Source organism: Sphingomonas hankookensis, assembly GCF_001619955.1.
In the GTDB taxonomy this organism is placed as follows: Bacteria; Pseudomonadota; Alphaproteobacteria; order Sphingomonadales; family Sphingomonadaceae; genus Sphingomonas; species Sphingomonas hankookensis_A.
In genome coordinates, this window is the sequence record NZ_LQQO01000011.1 from 23,956 (window position 1) to 41,715 (window position 17,760).

28 protein-coding genes are annotated in these 17,760 nt (G+C 64.6%); all 28 read right to left on the minus strand.

All coding sequences use genetic code 11. From position 1 onward, the window contains the following. Positions 1-27: 27 nt before the first annotated feature. The 28 genes from AVT10_RS07155 to rpsJ all read right to left on the minus strand — a co-directional run bounded on the left by AVT10_RS07155 (position 28) and on the right by rpsJ (position 17,739). Entirely contained in the window at positions 28-2,115 is a 2,088-nt protein-coding gene (locus tag AVT10_RS07155) for a prolyl oligopeptidase family serine peptidase (RefSeq protein WP_232307921.1), read from the minus strand. 201 nt (positions 2,116-2,316) lie between these two features. Continuing rightward, positions 2,317-2,739 carry a 50S ribosomal protein L17 gene (gene rplQ, locus AVT10_RS07160; RefSeq protein ID WP_066689612.1) on the minus strand — a complete coding sequence of 141 codons (423 nt, stop codon included), beginning with the start codon at positions 2,737-2,739 and terminating at the stop codon, positions 2,317-2,319. 230 nt (positions 2,740-2,969) lie between these two features. Then, a complete protein-coding gene (locus AVT10_RS07165; RefSeq protein ID WP_066689613.1) occupies positions 2,970-4,034 on the minus strand; it encodes a DNA-directed RNA polymerase subunit alpha in 1,065 nt (354 codons plus the stop codon). 93 nt (positions 4,035-4,127) lie between these two features. Further along, entirely contained in the window at positions 4,128-4,517 is a 390-nt protein-coding gene (rpsK, locus tag AVT10_RS07170; protein ID WP_055763349.1) for a 30S ribosomal protein S11, read from the minus strand. A gap of 111 nt (positions 4,518-4,628) precedes the next feature. After that, positions 4,629-4,997 carry a 30S ribosomal protein S13 gene (gene rpsM, locus AVT10_RS07175; protein WP_066689614.1) on the minus strand — a complete coding sequence of 123 codons (369 nt, stop codon included), beginning with the start codon at positions 4,995-4,997 and terminating at the stop codon, positions 4,629-4,631. A 355-nt stretch (positions 4,998-5,352) separates the two neighbouring features. Beyond that, positions 5,353-5,997, minus strand: coding sequence for an adenylate kinase (locus AVT10_RS07180; protein WP_066689615.1), 645 nt, complete (start codon positions 5,995-5,997; stop codon positions 5,353-5,355). Between the two features lie 25 nt (positions 5,998-6,022). Further along, positions 6,023-7,390 (minus strand): preprotein translocase subunit SecY, encoded by a 1,368-nt coding sequence (gene secY, locus AVT10_RS07185; RefSeq protein WP_066689616.1) that lies wholly within the window; start codon positions 7,388-7,390, stop codon positions 6,023-6,025. 236 nt (positions 7,391-7,626) lie between these two features. Further along, positions 7,627-8,157, minus strand: a complete 531-nt coding sequence (rplO, locus tag AVT10_RS07190) for a 50S ribosomal protein L15 (protein ID WP_066689617.1) — start codon at positions 8,155-8,157, stop codon at positions 7,627-7,629. Positions 8,158-8,256: 99 nt separating this feature from the next. Next, positions 8,257-8,433, minus strand: a complete 177-nt coding sequence (gene rpmD, locus AVT10_RS07195; RefSeq protein ID WP_055763335.1) for a 50S ribosomal protein L30 — start codon at positions 8,431-8,433, stop codon at positions 8,257-8,259. A 6-nt stretch (positions 8,434-8,439) separates the two neighbouring features. Next, positions 8,440-9,153, minus strand: coding sequence for a 30S ribosomal protein S5 (gene rpsE, locus AVT10_RS07200; protein WP_066689618.1), 714 nt, complete (start codon positions 9,151-9,153; stop codon positions 8,440-8,442). A gap of 3 nt (positions 9,154-9,156) precedes the next feature. Next, positions 9,157-9,513 carry a 50S ribosomal protein L18 gene (gene rplR, locus AVT10_RS07205; protein WP_066689619.1) on the minus strand — a complete coding sequence of 119 codons (357 nt, stop codon included), beginning with the start codon at positions 9,511-9,513 and terminating at the stop codon, positions 9,157-9,159. After that, positions 9,513-10,046, minus strand: a complete 534-nt coding sequence (gene rplF / locus AVT10_RS07210; RefSeq protein ID WP_066689620.1) for a 50S ribosomal protein L6 — start codon at positions 10,044-10,046, stop codon at positions 9,513-9,515. The genes rplR and rplF overlap by 1 nt, the downstream gene beginning before the upstream one ends. Continuing rightward, positions 10,046-10,441: a 30S ribosomal protein S8 gene (gene rpsH, locus AVT10_RS07215; RefSeq protein ID WP_033921102.1), complete on the minus strand. Its 396-nt coding sequence runs from the start codon at positions 10,439-10,441 to the stop codon at positions 10,046-10,048. Before rpsH ends, rplF begins: the two co-directional genes overlap by 1 nt. Positions 10,442-10,452: 11 nt before the next feature. Next, complete coding sequence (gene rpsN / locus AVT10_RS07220; RefSeq protein WP_055756896.1) at positions 10,453-10,758, minus strand: 30S ribosomal protein S14; 306 nt, start codon at positions 10,756-10,758, stop codon at positions 10,453-10,455. A gap of 59 nt (positions 10,759-10,817) precedes the next feature. Continuing rightward, on the minus strand, positions 10,818-11,402 hold the full coding sequence (rplE, locus tag AVT10_RS07225; RefSeq protein WP_066689621.1) for a 50S ribosomal protein L5: 585 nt from the start codon (positions 11,400-11,402) through the stop codon (positions 10,818-10,820). Continuing rightward, a complete protein-coding gene (gene rplX / locus AVT10_RS07230) occupies positions 11,395-11,709 on the minus strand; it encodes a 50S ribosomal protein L24 (RefSeq protein ID WP_066689622.1) in 315 nt (104 codons plus the stop codon). The genes rplE and rplX overlap by 8 nt, the downstream gene beginning before the upstream one ends. Further along, positions 11,709-12,077 carry a 50S ribosomal protein L14 gene (gene rplN / locus AVT10_RS07235; protein WP_055996097.1) on the minus strand — a complete coding sequence of 123 codons (369 nt, stop codon included), beginning with the start codon at positions 12,075-12,077 and terminating at the stop codon, positions 11,709-11,711. Before rplN ends, rplX begins: the two co-directional genes overlap by 1 nt. Before the next feature lie 211 nt (positions 12,078-12,288). Further along, positions 12,289-12,561 (minus strand): 30S ribosomal protein S17, encoded by a 273-nt coding sequence (gene rpsQ, locus AVT10_RS07240; RefSeq protein WP_055763313.1) that lies wholly within the window; start codon positions 12,559-12,561, stop codon positions 12,289-12,291. 11 nt (positions 12,562-12,572) lie between these two features. Next, a complete protein-coding gene (gene rpmC / locus AVT10_RS07245) occupies positions 12,573-12,776 on the minus strand; it encodes a 50S ribosomal protein L29 (RefSeq protein WP_066689623.1) in 204 nt (67 codons plus the stop codon). Positions 12,777-12,778: 2 nt separating this feature from the next. Beyond that, positions 12,779-13,210, minus strand: a complete 432-nt coding sequence (rplP, locus tag AVT10_RS07250) for a 50S ribosomal protein L16 (RefSeq protein WP_055790394.1) — start codon at positions 13,208-13,210, stop codon at positions 12,779-12,781. 12 nt (positions 13,211-13,222) lie between these two features. Next, positions 13,223-13,933, minus strand: coding sequence for a 30S ribosomal protein S3 (rpsC, locus tag AVT10_RS07255; protein ID WP_066689624.1), 711 nt, complete (start codon positions 13,931-13,933; stop codon positions 13,223-13,225). Further along, a complete protein-coding gene (gene rplV / locus AVT10_RS07260) occupies positions 13,933-14,310 on the minus strand; it encodes a 50S ribosomal protein L22 (protein ID WP_066689625.1) in 378 nt (125 codons plus the stop codon). Before rplV ends, rpsC begins: the two co-directional genes overlap by 1 nt. Next, positions 14,310-14,588 carry a 30S ribosomal protein S19 gene (rpsS, locus tag AVT10_RS07265; RefSeq protein WP_055763302.1) on the minus strand — a complete coding sequence of 93 codons (279 nt, stop codon included), beginning with the start codon at positions 14,586-14,588 and terminating at the stop codon, positions 14,310-14,312. Before rpsS ends, rplV begins: the two co-directional genes overlap by 1 nt. A gap of 3 nt (positions 14,589-14,591) precedes the next feature. Next, positions 14,592-15,443 carry a 50S ribosomal protein L2 gene (gene rplB, locus AVT10_RS07270; RefSeq protein ID WP_066689626.1) on the minus strand — a complete coding sequence of 284 codons (852 nt, stop codon included), beginning with the start codon at positions 15,441-15,443 and terminating at the stop codon, positions 14,592-14,594. 1 nt (position 15,444) lies between these two features. Next, positions 15,445-15,759, minus strand: coding sequence for a 50S ribosomal protein L23 (locus AVT10_RS07275; RefSeq protein WP_066689627.1), 315 nt, complete (start codon positions 15,757-15,759; stop codon positions 15,445-15,447). Further along, the gene (gene rplD / locus AVT10_RS07280) at positions 15,752-16,378 is read right to left on the minus strand and encodes a 50S ribosomal protein L4 (RefSeq protein WP_066689628.1); all 627 of its coding nucleotides are present in this window, start codon (positions 16,376-16,378) and stop codon (positions 15,752-15,754) included. The genes AVT10_RS07275 and rplD overlap by 8 nt, the downstream gene beginning before the upstream one ends. Before the next feature lie 2 nt (positions 16,379-16,380). After that, entirely contained in the window at positions 16,381-17,106 is a 726-nt protein-coding gene (gene rplC, locus AVT10_RS07285; protein ID WP_066689747.1) for a 50S ribosomal protein L3, read from the minus strand. A 324-nt stretch (positions 17,107-17,430) separates the two neighbouring features. Further along, positions 17,431-17,739, minus strand: coding sequence for a 30S ribosomal protein S10 (rpsJ, locus tag AVT10_RS07290; RefSeq protein WP_033921125.1), 309 nt, complete (start codon positions 17,737-17,739; stop codon positions 17,431-17,433). Positions 17,740-17,760: the final 21 nt, after the last annotated feature.

Consider the following 17,760-nt stretch of genomic DNA (forward strand, 5'->3'; position numbering starts at 1 on the left):
GGTGCCAGCCCCGCGCGGCGTCATTTGTCAGTTGACCGGCTTGACCGCCAGCCCGGTCCATTTGGCGATGAACGCCCATAGATCGGCGGTTTCCTCGATCACCTTGTCGGTCGGCTTGCCCGAGCCGTGGCCCGCGCGCGTTTCGATGCGGACCAGATGCGGCTTCGGCCCGATGTCCTTCGACTGGAGCATCGCGGTGTATTTGAACGTATGCCCCGGCACCACGCGATCGTCGGTGTCGGCCGTCGTCGCCAGGATCGCCGGATAGGTCACGCCGGCCTTCACATTGTGATAGGGCGAATAGGTCAGCAGGTTGCGGAAATCCGCCTCCTTGGCCGGCACGCCGTAATCGTCGACCCAGTAGCGCCCGGCGGTGAACCGGTCGAAGCGCAACATGTCCATGACACCCACCGCCGGCAGCGCGGCGGCGAACAGGTCGGGACGCTGGTTGACGACCGCACCGACCAGCAGGCCGCCGTTCGACCCGCCCTGGATCGCCAGTTGGCCCTTGCCGGTCACGCCCTGCGCGATCAGGTCTTCGCCCGCGGCGATGAAGTCGTCGAACACATTCTGCTTGTTCAGCAGCTTGCCGCCGTCATGCCATTCCTTGCCATATTCGCTGCCGCCGCGAATGTTCGCGACCGCCAGCACGCCGCCCTGTTCGAGCCACGCGATGCGGCCCGGCGAGAAGCCCGGCAGGATCGGCACGTTGAACCCGCCATAGGCGTAGAGCAGGGTCGGCGCGGGCTTGGTCACGTCCTTGCGCTTGACGATGAACATCGGGACCTTCGTCCCGTCCTTCGACGTGTAGAAGCGCTGGCGGACGTCGTACTGCGCCGGGTCGAATGCGACCTTCGGCGTGGCCCAGGGGGTCACCTGTCGCGTGGCGACATCGTAGCGATAGATGGTGGTCGGGGTCGCGAAGCTGGAGAAGGCGAAGAAGCCCTCATTATTGTCCAGTTCGCCGCCGACGCCGCCGACCGTGCCGATGCCCGGCAGTTCGATCGTACCGTCGGGCTTGCCGTCGAGGGTGAAGCGCTTCACCTCGGTCTTCGCATCGACCAGATACGCCGCCATGATCCGGCCGCCGACCAGCGACGCGCCGTTCAGCACCGCCTTGTCCTCGGCCACCAGTTCCTTTGGCTGCGGGTTGGCCGCTGCCATGTCGAGCGTGACGATGCGCAGCCGCGGCGCGCCCTGTGTCGTCGTCAGGTACAGCGTGCTGTCCTTCGACCCCACCGTGTTCCAGTCGACATTGTCGGTGTTGACGATGGTGCGTGGGCGGTCGTTCGGCTTGGTCAGGTCGAGGACCGTGATCTCGGTATGATCGCCCGGACCACTGGTCGAGATGACGAGCCAACGGCCGTCATCGGTGATCCCGGGATAGAAGGTGAAGCGCGGCTGGTCGGGCCGTTCGTAGATCAGCCGGTCGGCGCTCTGCGGCGTGCCGAGCCTGTGGAAATAGACCTTGGCGTTCAGGTTCTGGCTCTGGAACTCCTGCCCCTTTTCCGGGGTCGGGAAGCGGGCATAGTAGAAGCCCGACCCGTCCTTCACCCACGATGCCGACAGGCCGTACTTCACCCAGTCGATCTGGTCGTCCAGCACCTTTCCGGTGTCGACGTCCAGCACGCGCAGCTTGCGCCAGTCGCTGCCGCCGTCCTGGATCGAATAGAGCAGCCGCTTGCCGTCCTTGGACGGTGCCCATTCGGCAAGCGCCGTCGCACCATCCTTCGACCAGCCATTGGGGTCGATCAGCACCCGCCCCTGCCCATTCAGGCTGTCGCGGACGTACAGCACCGACTGGTTCTGCAACCCCGAATTGCGGCTGTAGAAATAGCGGCCGCCCTCGCGGTTCGGCACGCCGAAGCGTTCATAGTCGAACAGCTTCGTCAGCCGCTGCTTGAAGATGTCACGGCCGGGCAGCGTGGCCAGATACGCGTCGGTGACCTTGTTCTCCGCCGCGACCCAGGCCGCGACCTGCGGGTCGTTGCGGACGTCGTTCTCCAGCCAGCGATAGGGATCGGCGACCTTCACGCCGAACTGCTCGTCGACCTGGTCGACCGTGCGGGTCTGCGGATAGGCGATGGTCTGGGCTAGGGCAGTCGTGCTGGTCATCAGGCACGCGATCGCGACAAGGGCATGGCGGTACATCGTTGCTCCACGGGACGAGCCGGAAGGTATCCGGCGTTACCAGCAGGATACGCGAGCGGCGCGCCCGTGCAACCCCGCGGAGACAATGTTACCCACCGCAACGAAAAAAGGCGGCCGTACCGCAGTACGACCGCCCTTCCCCGTGTCACTCGAACGAAAGGCCGATCAGGCGGCTTCGTCGAAATCCTCTTCGCTCAGGACCGGACCCGAATCCTGGCCCTTCGCCGACACGTCGCGGTCGACGAATTCGATGATCGCCATCGGCGAGGCGTCCGACGCGCGGATGCCGGCCTTGATGATGCGGGTGTAACCGCCGTTGCGATCGGCATAGCGGGTCGCCAGCACGTCGAACAGCTTGGTCAGCTGCGCATCGTCCAGCAGACGAGCGTGGGCGAGACGACGGTTCGACAGGCCGCCCTTCTTCGCCAGCGTGATGAGCTTTTCGACATAGGGACGCAGTTCCTTCGCCTTGGCGACGGTCGTCGTGATCTGCTCATGCTTGATGAGCGCGGCCGACATGTTGCGGAACAGCGCAATGCGGTGTGCCGAGGTACGCTGCAGCTTACGGCCGCCGACGCGATGACGCATGGGTATTTCCTTCGTTCGTTAAGGGGCCGTGTCACGGAATCCCCAGAGCTGGTGGCTGTTTAGAGGCTGCCACCGGTTCGCCTGTTCGCGGCAAAGTTCACTAAGTTCACACTTGCCGCCATTTCAAAACTGGCCCGACACGGGCGAAGCCCGTGTTGTCGGACGGCCTGAAAGGCCGCCGGCCGGGCTGGTTTTGTCTCCGGGGCAGGCTTGCCTGCCCCGGTGCAAAATCAGCCCATAATCTCCTGTTCGAGCTTCTTCGCCATTTCTTCGATGTTCTCGGGCGGCCATCCGGGGATGTCCATGCCGAGGCGAAGACCCATCGACGACAGCACTTCCTTGATTTCGTTCAGCGACTTGCGACCGAAATTCGGGGTGCGCAGCATCTCGGCTTCGGTCTTCTGGACCAGGTCGCCGATGTAGATGATGTTGTCATTCTTGAGGCAATTGGCCGAACGAACCGACAGTTCCAGCTCGTCGACCTTCTTGAGCAGGTAACGGTTGATCTGCGCGGTGTCGCCCTGGCCTTCGCTCTGCGGCGCTGCGACCTGCGTGCCGGTTGCGGCGGCGCGGGGCAGCGTCGAATCGTCGAAGTGGACGAACAGCGCGAGCTGGTCCTGAAGGATGCGACCGGCATAGGCCAGTGCGTCCTCAGGAGTGACGGTGCCGTCGGTTTCGATCGTCAGCGTCAGCTTGTCGTAATCGAGTTCCTGCCCGACGCGGGTGTTCTCGACCTTATAGCTGACCTGGCGGACCGGCGAATACAGCGCGTCGACCGGGATCAGGCCGATCGGCGCATCGGCCGGACGGTTGCCGGCAGCCGGCACATAGCCCTTACCGACATCGGCGGTCAGTTCCATGTTGAGCGTCGCACCATCGTCGAGATGGCACAATACCAGATCGGGGTTCATCACCTCGATATCGCCGGTGACGGCGATGTCGCCGGCCTTCACTTCGGCCGGACCGGTGACGGACAACTGGAGACGCTTCGGGCCTTCGCCCTGCATCTTCAGTGCGATCTGCTTCACGTTCAGCACCATGTCCGTCACGTCCTCGCGGACGCCGGCAAGGCTGGAAAATTCGTGAAGGACGTTCTCGATCTTGATCGAGGTGACGGCGGCGCCCTGCAGCGACGACAGCAGCACGCGACGCAGCGCGTTGCCGAGCGTCAGGCCGAACCCACGCTCCAGCGGCTCGGCCACGAAGGTCGAACGGCGCTTGGGATCGCCGCCCGGCTTCTTCTCGAGGCCGCTCGGCTTCTTGAGTTCCTGCCAGTTCTTAGCGTTGACGGACACGGGCTTCCCCTAGCTTGGCGGCGCGGAAAGGACGGGTCCGCGCCATGAAAGAACGGCCCCGCCGGACGAACCCGGCGGGGCGGCAGGCACGGATCAGACGCGACGACGCTTCGACGGGCGCACGCCGTTGTGCGGGATCGAGGTCACGTCACGGATCGACGTGATCTGGAAACCGACGGCCTGGAGCGCACGAAGCGCCGATTCACGACCCGAACCCGGGCCCTTCACTTCGACTTCGAGCGTGCGCACGCCGTGGTCGGCAGCCTTGCGGCCGGCGTCTTCAGCAGCGACCTGAGCGGCGTACGGGGTCGACTTGCGCGAGCCCTTGAAACCCATCATGCCGGCCGACGACCAGCTGATCGCATTGCCCTGCGCATCGGTGATGGTGATCATGGTGTTGTTGAAGCTGGCGTTCACATGCGCGACGCCGGCGGTGATGTTCTTGCGCTCGCGACGGCGAAGGCGCTGCGGTTCACGTGCCATTATTGGAAATCCTGACCTGAGTATCTTGCGTGGTGCGGAGATCGGGAGGCGGTCGGCCTCTTACCTCTCTCCGACGGAGAAGAAGTTAGAAACAGTCCCCCGGACTGTTTCTTACTTCTTCTTACCCGCGATCGGCTTCGCCTTGCCCTTGCGGGTGCGCGCATTGGTGTGCGTGCGCTGGCCGCGGACCGGCAGGCCCTTGCGGTGGCGCAGGCCACGATAGCAGGCGAGGTCCATCAGACGCTTGATGTTCATCGCGGTCTGGCGACGCAGGTCACCTTCCACGGTGTGGTTCGCGTCGATCGCTTCACGGATCTGGAGGACTTCCTGGTCGCTCAGGTCCTGCACGCGGCGCTCGGCGGCGATGCCCAGCTGCTCGGTGAGTTCCTTGGCCTTGGCCGGACCGATGCCGTGAATGTACTGCAGCGCGATGACGACGCGCTTGTTGGTCGGGATATTAACACCCGCGATACGTGCCATGAACTAAATTCTCCCAGCTCCACGAGGCGCCGCATGGCAGCGGCCCCTCATCTCGTAGCGTTGCAACCCGTCACGCGCGATCGCGGCGAACGCGCGGAAGCGCCGCCGTAAACCGGTTTGTCGGGGTGGATCGCTGATACGGACCGATTCCCACCCTGTCAACCGGTGGACGGAACCAAATTCGGGATGGGGCGTGAGGTGCGCAGGTAGCGCATCCGCAACTCAGCCTCCCCGAACACGTCATCCCAGCGCAGGCTGGGGTCTCCGAGGAGCGGGCGCTGCGCGCTCCAACGGGGAGACCCCAGCCTGCGCTGGGGTGACGGTTGCGGCTGGCGGACCGAAGCCCGCCCTGCCCTTACGTGTCGAGGATCACCGCGATCTGTCCGGTCACGTCGTCCATGTCGGCCATGCCGTCGACGCGGTGAACCAGGCCGCGCGCTTCGTAGAGCGGCAGGATCGGCGCGGTCTTAGCGCGATATTCGACCATGCGGGTACGCACGGTTTCCTCGTTGTCGTCGGGACGCCGCTTGAACTCGGTCGCGCCGCACGCGTCGCACACCCCGGCAACCGCGGGTTGCTTGAACGTGTCATGATAGCCCGCACCGCAATTGGCGCAGGTAAAACGGCCGACGATGCGCTCGACCAGCGCATCCTCGTCGACCACCAGCTCGATCACATGGGTCAGCTGACGTCCGCGATGTTCGAGCAGCAGGTCGAGCGCGTCGGCCTGCGCCGCGGTGCGCGGATAGCCGTCGAAGATCGCGCCGCGATCGCCCAGCTGGTCAAGCCGCTCGCCGATCAGCGCCGACACGATCGCATCGGACACCAGTTCGCCGGCATCCATCACCGCCTTGGCTTGCAGGCCGACCGGGCTGCCCGCCTTCACCGCCGCGCGCAGCATGTCGCCGGTCGACAGCTGCACCATGCCGCGCGCCGCTTCGAGCCGCGCGGCCTGGGTGCCCTTGCCCGCGCCCGGCGGTCCGAGAAGGATGATGTCCATAGCTGCCCCCTTAGTCCTGTTACGCTCAGCCGCGCAGGCGTCCGCCCTTCAGCTTGGCCTTCTTGATGAGGTCGCCATACTGGTGCGCCAGCAGGTGCGACTGGATCTGCGTCACCGTGTCCATTGTCACGTTCACGACGATGAGCAGGCTGGTGCCGCCGAGATAGAAGGGAATCGACAGCGCCGATACCAGATATTCGGGCAGCAGGCAGATGATGACCAGATAGGCCGCACCGATGACCGTGATGCGGGTCAGCACATAGTCGAAATAATTCTCGGTATTCTTGCCCGGGCGGATGCCGGGGATGAACCCGCCATAGCGCTTGAGGTTATCGGCGGTCTCTTCGGGATTGAAGACGATCGCAGTGTAGAAGAACGAGAAGAACACGATGCCCGCGCCGTACAGCAGCATGTAGAGCGGCTGGCCATGCGCCAGATACTGGTTGAGGGTGATGATGAAGTCGCCCCAGCGGCTCTCGCCCGCCGTCGCCTGTCCGGCGAACTGGGTGATGGTCACCGGCATCAGCAGCAGCGACGACGCGAAGATTGGCGGGATCACACCGGCGGTGTTGATCTTGAGCGGCAGGTGACTGCGATCCGCCTGCACCCCGCGCGCCGTCTGACGCTTCGGGTACTGGATCAGGATGCGGCGCTGCGCGCGCTCCATGAAGCAGATGAACAGGACGAGGCCGGCGACCGCGACGATGATGCCGATCAGAGTCAGCGGGTTCATCGTGCCCGACCGGCTGCCTTCGAACAACTGGAGCAAAGTCGTCGGCAGATGTGCGACGATGCCGGCCATGATGATGAGCGAGATGCCGTTGCCGATGCCGCGGCTGGTGATCTGCTCACCCAGCCACATCAGGAACATGGTGCCGCCGATCAGCGAGATGACCGCCGCGATGCGGAAGGTCATGCCCGGCTCGATCACCGCCTGCGCGCCGGCCGAAGCGCCGAACGCCTCCAGCCCGACCGCGATGGTGTAGCCCTGGATCGCGGTCAGCGCGACCGTGCCGTAGCGGGTGTACTGGTTGAGCTTCTTGCGGCCCGATTCGCCTTCCTTCTTGATGGCGGCGAGCTGCGGGCTGAGCGACGTCGCGAGCTGCACGACGATCGATGCGGTGATATAGGGCATGACGCCCAGCGCGACGACCGACATGCGCGTCAGCGCACCGCCCGAAAAAGTATTGAAGAAGTCGAGAACGCCGCCCTGCGTCTGGTTCGCGAGCAGGCCGAGCTGCGTCGGGTCGATCCCCGGCAGCGGCACATAGCTCAGCATGCGGAACACGATCAGTGCCCCAAGCGTAAACCACAGGCGCTTCTTGAGTTCGGTCGCCTGACCGAATTTCGACAGATTGAGATTGGTCGCAAGACCGTCTGAGGCGGCTGCCATGGATATGTCCCGAATGATGCTGGCGGGCCATCAGCCCACCCCCCGGGCGACCATATAGGGGTTGCTGCCGGGATGTCTAAGGGGACGATACACGCCCCCCTAGGAAACCGTTCGGTTCGAGCAGCTTCGAGCGCAGTCGAGAAGCGTCCGTCGAGAACGGTCCGCTAAGCGGTACCCCGTTCTCGATATGCGCTCTCGACAGGCTCGATCGCTACTCGAACCCAACGGGAGCAGGCTTACGCGTGCGCAGCCTTCTTGGCGGCGAGCGTCTTGCCCTTCTTGGCAGCGGCCTTTTCGTGCGCGGGCACGACTTCGATGACCGACACCGAACCACCCGCCTTCTCAACCGCTTCGATCGCCGACTTCGACGCACCGGCAACGGTGAAGGTCAGCTTTGCGGTCAGTTCGCCCTTGCCGAGCAGACGGACGCCGTCCTTGCCGCCACGGGCCAGGTTCGCGGCCTTGAGCGCAGCGTGGTCGAGTGCCGCACCGGCTTCGATCTTGCCGGCGTCGACCGCCTTCTGGATCGCGCCGAGGTTCACTTCGGCGTAATCCTTGGCGAAGATGTTGTTGAAGCCGCGCTTCGGGATCCGCATGTGGAGCGGCATCTGGCCGCCTTCGAAGCCGTTGATCGAGACGCCTTCGCGGCTCTTCTGGCCCTTCTGGCCACGGCCGGCGGTCTTGCCCTTGCCCGAGCCGATGCCCCGGCCGACGCGCATCCGGCTCTTGCGGGCGCCGTCGTTGTCGCGGATTTCGTTGAGTTTCATGTGTGCACTCGCTTTCGCTATGTTCGCGCTAAAGAAATGAGGAAGGGGGCCGCATAGCCCCCTTCCCCGCATTTGTCACCGGTAAAGGTGGAAGGCGTATCAGCCTTCGACCGACACCATGTGCTGCACCTTGCGGATCATGCCACGCACCTCGGGGGTGTCGGCCAGTTCCACGGTCTTGTGCATCTTGTTGAGGCCGAGACCGATCAGCGTCGCGCGCTGATCCTTGGTCCGGCGGATCGGCGACCCGGTCTGGGTGATCTTCACGGTTGCCATCGCTCGTTACTCCACGATCGCCGCGGCGTCAGCCTCGGCGGTCTGCGATCCACCACGACCCAGCAGGTCGGCGATCTTCTTGCCGCGACGCTGGGCCACCGCCTTCGGCGACGACTGGTCGTTCAGCGCCTCGAAGGTCGCACGGATCATGTTGTACGGGTTCGACGTACCGACCGACTTGGTCACCACGTCGGCGACACCCAGCGATTCGAAGATCGCGCGCATCGGACCACCGGCGATGATGCCAGTACCCTGCGGCGCCGAACGCACCGTCACGCGACCGGCACCGAAGTGGCCGTTGCCGTCGTGATGCAGCGTACGACCGTCCTTCAGCGGAACGCGGACCATCGCCTTCTTGGCAGCGGCGGTCGCCTTCGAAATGGCTTCCGGCACTTCGCGCGCCTTGCCATGCCCGAAACCGACGCGGCCCTTGCCGTCGCCGACGACGACGAGCGCTGCGAAACCGAAGCGCTTGCCGCCCTTCACGGTCTTCGACACGCGGTTGATGTGGACGAGCTTTTCGATCAGCTCCTCGCCACCATCCTCTGCGCCGCGACGATCGTCGCGGCGGCCACGGCCGCCGTCACGGCCACCGCGACCACGGTCGCCGCCGCCCTGGCCACCACGACCACGGCCGCCACGCGGACCACGGCCCTGCGGCTGTTCGCCACCGGTCGCCTCAACGGCGGGTGCTTCGGCCTGATTGTTTTCGTCAGCCATGTCTTAGAACTCCAATCCGGCTTCGCGGGCGGCCTCGGCCAGCGCCTTGACGCGGCCGTGGAACAGGAAGCCGCCACGGTCGAATACGACCTGCGTCACGCCCGCGGCCTTCGCCGCTTCCGCAACGCGGGTGCCGACGCCCTTGGCGGCATCGATGTTCGCGCCGGAGGTGCCACGCACGTCCTTTTCCAGGGTCGATGCCGAAGCAACGGTACGACCCGCTGCATCGTCGATGACCTGGGCGTAGATGTGCTTGCCCGAACGATGGATCGACAGCCGCGCACGGCCGCCCGAACGCGCACGAAGCGCGGTGCGATTGCGCCGACGGCGCTTCTCGAAGAGGGAGAGACCCTTGGTCATTACTTCTTCTTCCCTTCCTTGCGGAAGATGAACTCGCCGTCGTACTTGATGCCCTTGCCCTTGTACGGCTCGGGCTTACGCCAACGACGGATCTCGGCAGCGATCTGACCGACCTTCTGCTTGTCGATCCCGCTGATTTCGATCGTGGTCTGATCGGGCGTCTTGATCTCGATGCCTTCCGGCACGTCGATGTTGACGTCGTGGCTGTAGCCGAGCTGCAGCTTCAGATTCTTGCCCTGCGCAGCCGCACGATAGCCGACGCCGGTGATCAGCAGCTTCTTGGTGAAGCCGGTGGTCACGCCGGTGATCAGGTTCTGCACGAGCGTGCGCTGCATGCCCCAGAACGCGCGAGCGCGCTTGGTGTCATTCGCCGGCTGCACCGAGATGCTGTCGCCTTCGACGGCATAGCTGATGTCGTCGGCCAGCGGCAGCGTCAGCGTGCCCTTCGGACCCTTCACGCTCAGCTCGCGCCCTGCGATGTTGGCGGTCACGCCGGCCGGAACCGGGACTGCCTTCTTACCGATGCGGCTCATCAGAAGACCTCCGCGAGGACTTCGCCACCGACATTCTGTTCGCGCGCTTCGGCGTCGGACAGAACGCCGCGCGGCGTCGAGACGATAGTGATGCCGAGGCCATTGCGCACCTTCGGCAGTTCCTGCGAACCCGAATAGACGCGGCGACCGGGCTTCGAAACGCGCGCGACGTGCTTGATCGCCGGCTGGCCTTCGAAATACTTCAGCTCGATGCGGATGCCGGCCGCGGGGCCCATCTGCTCTTCGCTGTAGCCACGGATATAGCCCTCACGCTGCAGCACGTCGAGGACACGGGCCCGCAACTTGCTGGCAGGCGTCAGGACGGAGTCCTTGCGCGCGCGCTGGCCGTTGCGGATGCGGGTGAGCATGTCACCCAGGGGATCGGTCAATGCCATTGCTGTGTTCCTTACCAGCTCGACTTCGTGACGCCGGGGATCAGGCCCTTGTTGGCCAGTTCACGCAGCATGACGCGGGCGAGACGGAACTTGCGATAATAGCCACGGGGACGACCCGTCAGCTCGCAACGGTTGCGGATGCGGGTCGGATTCCCGTTGCGGGGAATCTCGGCCATCTTCAGCCGCGCGATCAGACGCTCGGTTTCGTCGAGCGACTGGTCGGCTGCGATCGCCTTCAGCTTCGCATATTTGGGTGCGAACTTCTTGACGAGCGCGCGACGGCGCTCGTTCTTGTTCACGGAACTCAGTTTCGCCATGGACTTAAGCTCTCTTCGTTAAAGCGAACGGCCGCCCCCGTGGCCGGGGGCGGACCGGATTAGGCCGCCTTCTTTTCCTCGGCTTCCGCTTCCTGCGGGAAGGGGAAACCGAACAGACGCAGAAGCTCGCGAGCTTCGTCGTCGGTCTTGGCGGTGGTGGTCACGATCACATCCATGCCGCGCACCTTGTCGATGCGGTCATAGTTGATTTCGGGGAACACGATCTGTTCCTTGATGCCGCAGGCATAGTTGCCACGGCCGTCGAACGACTTCGGGTTCAGGCCACGAAAGTCGCGGACGCGGGGGAGCGCGATGGTGATGAAGCGATCGAGGAATTCGTACATCCGCTCACGGCGCAGCGTGACCTTGCAGCCGATCGCCATGCCTTCACGCAGCTTGAACTGCGCAATCGACTTCTTCGCCTTGGTGACGACAGGCTTCTGGCCCGCGATCAGCTCCATTTCGGAGCTGGCCTGCTCGACCTTCTTCTTGTCCTGCGTCGCCTCGCCCACGCCCATGTTCAGGACGATCTTTTCGATCCGGGGCACTTCGAGCGCGTTCTTGTAACCGAACTTCTCGGTCATCGCCTTCACGATGCGATCGTCATAGATCGACTTCATGCGCGGCGTGTACTTATCAGCCATTGATGACCTCCCCGCCCTTCACGGCGACCCGGACCTTCTTGCCGTCACGCACTTCGAAACGAACGCGGGTCGGCTTGCCGTCGACGACGTGCGCGACCTTGCTGACGTGCAGCGGCGCTTCCGAGCGCACCAGACCGCCCTGCGGGTCGGCCTGGTTCGGCTTCTTGTGGCGAACGGCGATGTTGACGCCGGAAACGACGACCTTGCCATCCTTCGGCATCGACTGGGTGACCTGGCCGGTCTTGCCCTTGTCCTTGCCCGACAGGACGATCACGGTGTCGCCCTTCTTGATCTTCGCAGCAGCCATTACAGCACCTCAGGGGCGAGCGAGATGATCTTCATGAAGCCCTTCGAGCGCAGCTCGCGGACCACCGGGCCAAAGATACGGGTGCCGATCGGCTCCTCGTTCTTGTTGACCAGCACCGCGGCGTTGCCGTCGAAGCGGATCACCGAACCGTCGGTGCGACGGATGTCCTTGGCGGTGCGAACGATGACGGCGCGGTGCACGTCACCCTTCTTCACGCGGCCGCGCGGAGCGGCTTCCTTGATGCTGACGACGATGACGTCGCCGACACCGGCCGTGCGGCGCTTCGAGCCGCCCAGCACCTTGATGCACTGCACCCGCTTCGCGCCGCTGTTGTCAGCGACGTCGAGGTTGGATTGCATCTGAATCATGGATGCGATTCCTTGTCCATGGGGCCGATTCCGACCGGACCCCGCCTGCTAAAAATGAACCCCCGGCTGCGGGATACCGCGCCGGGGGGAGCGGCCCATTAACCGCCCCATAGCGAAAAGGCAAGCCTTCCCGCGAATGTTCGTCACATCCGGGTCCGACCCCGGAATTGCTTGGGGTGGCAACGCCGAAGCGCCCCACCCCTGCAAAGGCTTACGCCTCGGCTGCGACTTCCGCCGGCGTCGCGTGGGTGTTCACCCGCTCGATCACCTTCCAGGTCTTCAGCTTCGAGATCGGCGCGGTCTCTTCGATGCGCACGGTCTCGCCTTCGCGATACTCATTGCCCTCGTCATGGGCATGGTACTTCTTCGAACGGCGGATGATCTTGCCGTAGAGGGGGTGCTTCACCTTCCGCTCTACCTTGACCACCACCGTCTTGTCGGTCTTGTCCGAGACGATCATCCCGGTCAGCACGCGCTTCGGCATGTCTCTCGTCCTTACTTGTCGGACGAGCGCGAACGCTCGCCCTGCAGCGTCTTGATCCGCGCGATGTCGCGACGGACTTCCTTCACGCGGGTCGGCTTTTCCAGCTGGCTGGTCGCCGCCTGGAAGCGGAGGTTGAACGCCTCACGCTTCAGGCTCGACAGTTCCTCGACCAGCTGGTCGTCGCTCTTGGCGCGAAGATCGGTTGCCTTCGTCATTTTCAACCCTCCAGGTGCGAGGTGTCGCCCAGACGGGCAACGACCTTGACCGCGATCGGCAGCTTCATCGCGGCGCGCGAGAACGCCTCCGCGGCGAGCGGGCCGGGCACGCCGTCCAGTTCGAACAGGATCCGACCCGGCTTGACGCGGGCGACCCAGAATTCGGGCGAGCCCTTGCCCGAGCCCATGCGGACTTCGGCCGGCTTCGACGACACCGGCAGATCCGGGAAGATCCGGATCCACAAGCGGCCCTGGCGCTTGATGTGACGCGTGATCGCGCGGCGGGCCGCTTCGATCTGGCGGGCGGTGATCCGCTCCGGCTCCATCGCCTTCAGGCCGTACGACCCGAAGTTCAGCGACGTACCGCCCTTGGCATCGCCATGGATGCGGCCCTTGAAGGCCTTGCGGAACTTGGTGCGCTTTGGTTGCAGCATCTCAAATTATCCTTAGCGGCGGTGATCGTCGCGCGCGGGGCGCACGCCGGAGGTCTGGGCCTCCATCATCAGCCGGTCCTGCGCCATCGGGTCGTGGCCGAGGATCTCACCCTTGAAGATCCAGACCTTGACGCCGCAGACGCCATACGCGGTGTGCGCTTCGGCCTCGGCATAGTCGAGGTTCGCGCGCAGCGTGTGCAGCGGAACGCGACCTTCGCGATAGCCTTCCGAACGGGCGATTTCCGCACCGCCCAGACGACCGCCGCAAGCGACGCGGATGCCGTCGGCACCCAGGCGCATCGCCGACTGCACCGCACGCTTCATGGCGCGGCGGAAGGCGATACGACGCTCGAGCTGGTCGGCAATGCCCAGCGCGACGAGCTTCGCGTCGATTTCCGGCTTGCGGATTTCAACGATGTTCAGCGACACGTCCGAGCCCGTCATCGTGCCCAGCTTCTTGCGAAGCTTTTCGATGTCGGTGCCCTTCTTGCCGATGATCACGCCCGGACGGGCTGCGAAGATCGAGATGCGGCACAGCTTGGCCGGACGCTCGATGACCACCTTGGAGATCGCGGCCTGCGGCAGCGTCTTCATGATGTACTGGCGGATCTTCAGATCCTCCAGCAGCAGACGGCCATAGTCGGCGCCTTCGGCATACCAACGGCTGTCCCAGGTGCGGTTGATCTGCAGACGCAGACCGATGGGATTGGACTTGTGACCCATTACGCTTCCTCCACCTCGGACACGACGATGCGCACGCGGCTGAACGGCTTCAGGATGCGCGTCGACTTGCCGCGACCGCGGGTCGCAAAACGCTTCATCGTGATCGACTTGCCGACCGAGGCTTCCTTGACGACGAGCGCGTCGACGTCGAGGTTGTGGTTGTTTTCCGCGTTCGCGATCGCCGAAGCGAGGCACTTGCGGACGTCGACCGCCATCGCCTTCTTCGAGAAGGCGAGGATGTTCATCGCGTCACCGGCCTTGCGGTTGCGGATGAGCGCGGCGACGAGGTTCAGCTTCTGCGCCGAGCCGCGGACCTGGGTCGCGACCGCCAGAGCTTCCTTGTCACCAACGCGGCGGGGTGCTGCCTGCTTGCTCATCAGCGCTTGCCCTTCTTGTCGGCGGCGTGGCCGGGGAAGAAGCGCGTCGGAGCGAACTCGCCGAGCTTCATGCCCACCATGTCTTCGTTGACCGAAACCGGCACGAACTTGCGGCCGTTATAGACGTTGAACGTCAGGCCGACGAACTGCGGGAGAATGGTCGAGCGGCGCGACCAGGTCTTGATCGGGCCGGCACGGGTGCCGGCGTCCTGCGCCACTTCTGCCTTCTTCAGCAGGTTGAGGTCCACGAACGGACCCTTCCATACGGAACGAGCCATCGCTTAGCCCTTCTTCTTCGCGTGACGGCTACGGATGATCATCTTGTCCGTCGCCTTGTTGTGCCGCGTGCGCGCGCCCTTGGTCGGCTTGCCCCACGGGGTGACCGGGTGACGGCCGCCCGAGGTCCGGCCTTCACCACCGCCGTGCGGGTGGTCGACCGGGTTCTTGGCGACGCCGCGGGTAAGCGGACGATGGCCGAGCCAGCGGTTGCGACCGGCTTTGCCCAGGTTCTGGTTCTGGTTGTCGGGGTTCGACACCGCACCGATCGTCGCCATGCAGGCGGCGTGGATGTAGCGCTGTTCACCCGAGTTCAGACGAACGATGACCATGCCCTTGTCGCGGCCGACGACCTGCACGTACGTGCCGGCCGAACGAGCGATCTGACCGCCCTTGCCCGGCTTCATCTCGATGTTGTGGACGATCGTGCCGACCGGCACCTGGCCCAGTTCCATCGCGTTGCCCGGCTTCACGTCGGTCTTCTTGCCCGCGATCACCTTGTCGCCGACGTTCAGACGCTGCGGCGCGATGATGTAGGCGACGCGGTCCTTGCCCGCTTCGTCCGCACCATAGTTGATCAGCGCGATGAAGGCGGTGCGGTTGGGATCATATTCGATCCGCTCCACGGTGCCCTCGACGTCCCACAGGCGACGCTTGAAGTCGATGATGCGGTAGCGCTGCTTGTGACCGCCGGCGATGCCGCGCGAGGTCACATGGCCCTTGTTGTTGCGACCGCCGGTCTTGGTCTTGCCTTCGGTCAACGACTTGACCGGACGGCCCTTGTACAGCGCCGAACGGTCGATCAGGACCAGGCCACGCTGCGACGGCGTGGTCGGATTATATTGCTTGAGTGCCATGTTACTTGGCCCCCTCGGTAATGTCGATCGACTGGCCTTCGGCCAGCGTCACGATCGCCTTCTTGAAGTCCGAGCGAGTGTAGGGCGCGCCCTTCCACTTCTTGGTCTTGCCCTTGGTCACGATCGTGTTCACGCCGGTGACGGTGACGTTGAACAGCGCTTCGACCGCTGCCTTGATCTCCGGCTTCGACGCCTTGTTCGCGACCTTGAAGACGACCGCGTTATGCTCGGAGAGCATCGTCGCCTTTTCGGTGATGTGCGGCGCGAGCACCACGTCATAGTGACGGATGTCGATCGCCTGCTGCTGCTTAGCCATTGAAGCGGGCCTCCAGCTTTTCGACGGCGGCGCGGGTCAGTACCAGCGTGTCGTGCTTCAGGATGTCATAGACGTTGGCGCCACCGGCCGGCAGGACATTGACCTGACGGAGGTTGCGCGCGGCCAGCGCGAAGGTGGTTTCCACGGCGTCGCCGTCGATGACCAGCGCGGTCTTGCCGAAGCCCAGCTTCGACAGGTTGCCGGTCAGCGCCTTGGTCTTGCCGTCCTCGACGGTCAGGCCGTCCAGGACCACCAGCGAACCCGCCTTGGCATGGCTCGACAGCGCCATCTTCAGACCCAGTGCACGAACCTTCTTGTTCAGGCCCGGGTTGAAGTCGCGGACGCGGGCACCGTGCGCCTTACCACCGCCGATGAACACCGGCGCGCGACGATCGCCGTGACGGGCGACACCGCCGCCCTTCTGGCGACCCAGCTTCTTGCCCGAACGCGCGACATCGGCGCGCTCGCGGGTGCCGCGGGCGGTGCCGCGACGCTTTTCGAGCTGCCAGGTCACGACCCGGTGCAGGATGTCCGCACGCGGATCGAGGCCGAACACCTCGTCGTTCAGCTCGATATCGCCGCTTTCGACGGCGTCGAGGGTCTGTACCTTGACCTTCATGATCAGCCCTCCTGGCCGTCGGTCGCTGCCGGTGCGGCCGCGTCGTTGCTGTTGGCGCTCTTCAGGCCCGCGGGATACGGCGCGTCGGCATGGCGCGCGACCTTCACCGCGTCCTTGACCGTCAGCCAGCTACCCTTGTGGCCGGGGACCGAACCCTTGATGAAGATCAGCCCGCGTTCGACGTCGGTCGATACGACCTGCAGATTCTGCTGCGTGCGGTTACGGTCGCCCATGTGGCCGGCCATCTTCTTGTTCTTGAAGACCTTGCCCGGATCCTGACGCTGACCGGTCGAACCGTGCGAACGGTGCGATACCGACACGCCGTGCGTGGCGCGCAGACCACCGAAGCCCCAACGCTTCATGGCGCCCGCAAAGCCCTTGCCCTGCGTACGGCCCGAAACGTCGACCAGCTGGCCGGCGACATAGTGATCGGCACCGATGGTGGCACCGACATCCAGCAGCGCATCGTCCGCCACGCGGAACTCGACCACGCGCGCCTTCGGGGTCACTTCGGCCTTGCCGAAATGGCCACGTTGCGGCTTGGCGACGTTCTTCGCCTTGGCGGTGCCGGCGCCGAGCTGCACCGCGACGTAACCGTCACGATCCTTCTCACGACGGGCGACGACCTGCACGTCCTCCAGCTGCAGGACGGTGACGGGCACGTGGCGCCCATCGTCCTGGAACAACCGGGTCATTCCCATTTTCTTCGCGATCACGCCAGTGCGCATGACCCACTCCTCCAACAGAGGCTCGTCTTGACGACGAGCTTGCCTAACGAAAAAGGCCCCGGTGCGCGGTCACCCGCCTCCGAAGCCCCAGCCCTTGCGATCTGCACGCCCCCGCCAGGGCCAGACATCGCCGATATTCCCCCACCGAAGGGCTGCATCGACGATAGCGGGGACGCGGACAACGGCACTTCGTCCGCAGACTTCGTGCCGTTCGGTATCCCTATGGTTGCTTTCCCGGCTTCGACCGCCTTTGTTCAGAACGAACCGGCGGGAAGCGAAAGCGCGACGCAGGGCGGAATCACCCTACGTCGCGGCAAGCGGCTATTACGCCAGCTTGATCTCTACGTCCACCCCTGCCGCGAGGTCGAGCTTCATGAGCGCGTCGACGGTCTGCGGGGTCGGCTGCACGATGTCGAGCAGACGCTTGTAGGTCCGGGTCTCGAACTGCTCGCGCGACTTCTTGTCGATGTGCGGGCCGCGGTTGACCGTGAACTTGTCGATGTGCGTGGGCAGCGGAATCGGTCCACGGATCAGGGCGCCGGTGCGACGGGCGGTGTCGGCGATGTCGCCGGCAGCCTGGTCGAGCACGCGATGGTCGAACGCCTTCAGGCGAATACGGATATTGTTGTCCATGGTCCTACCGATGCGAAAGAG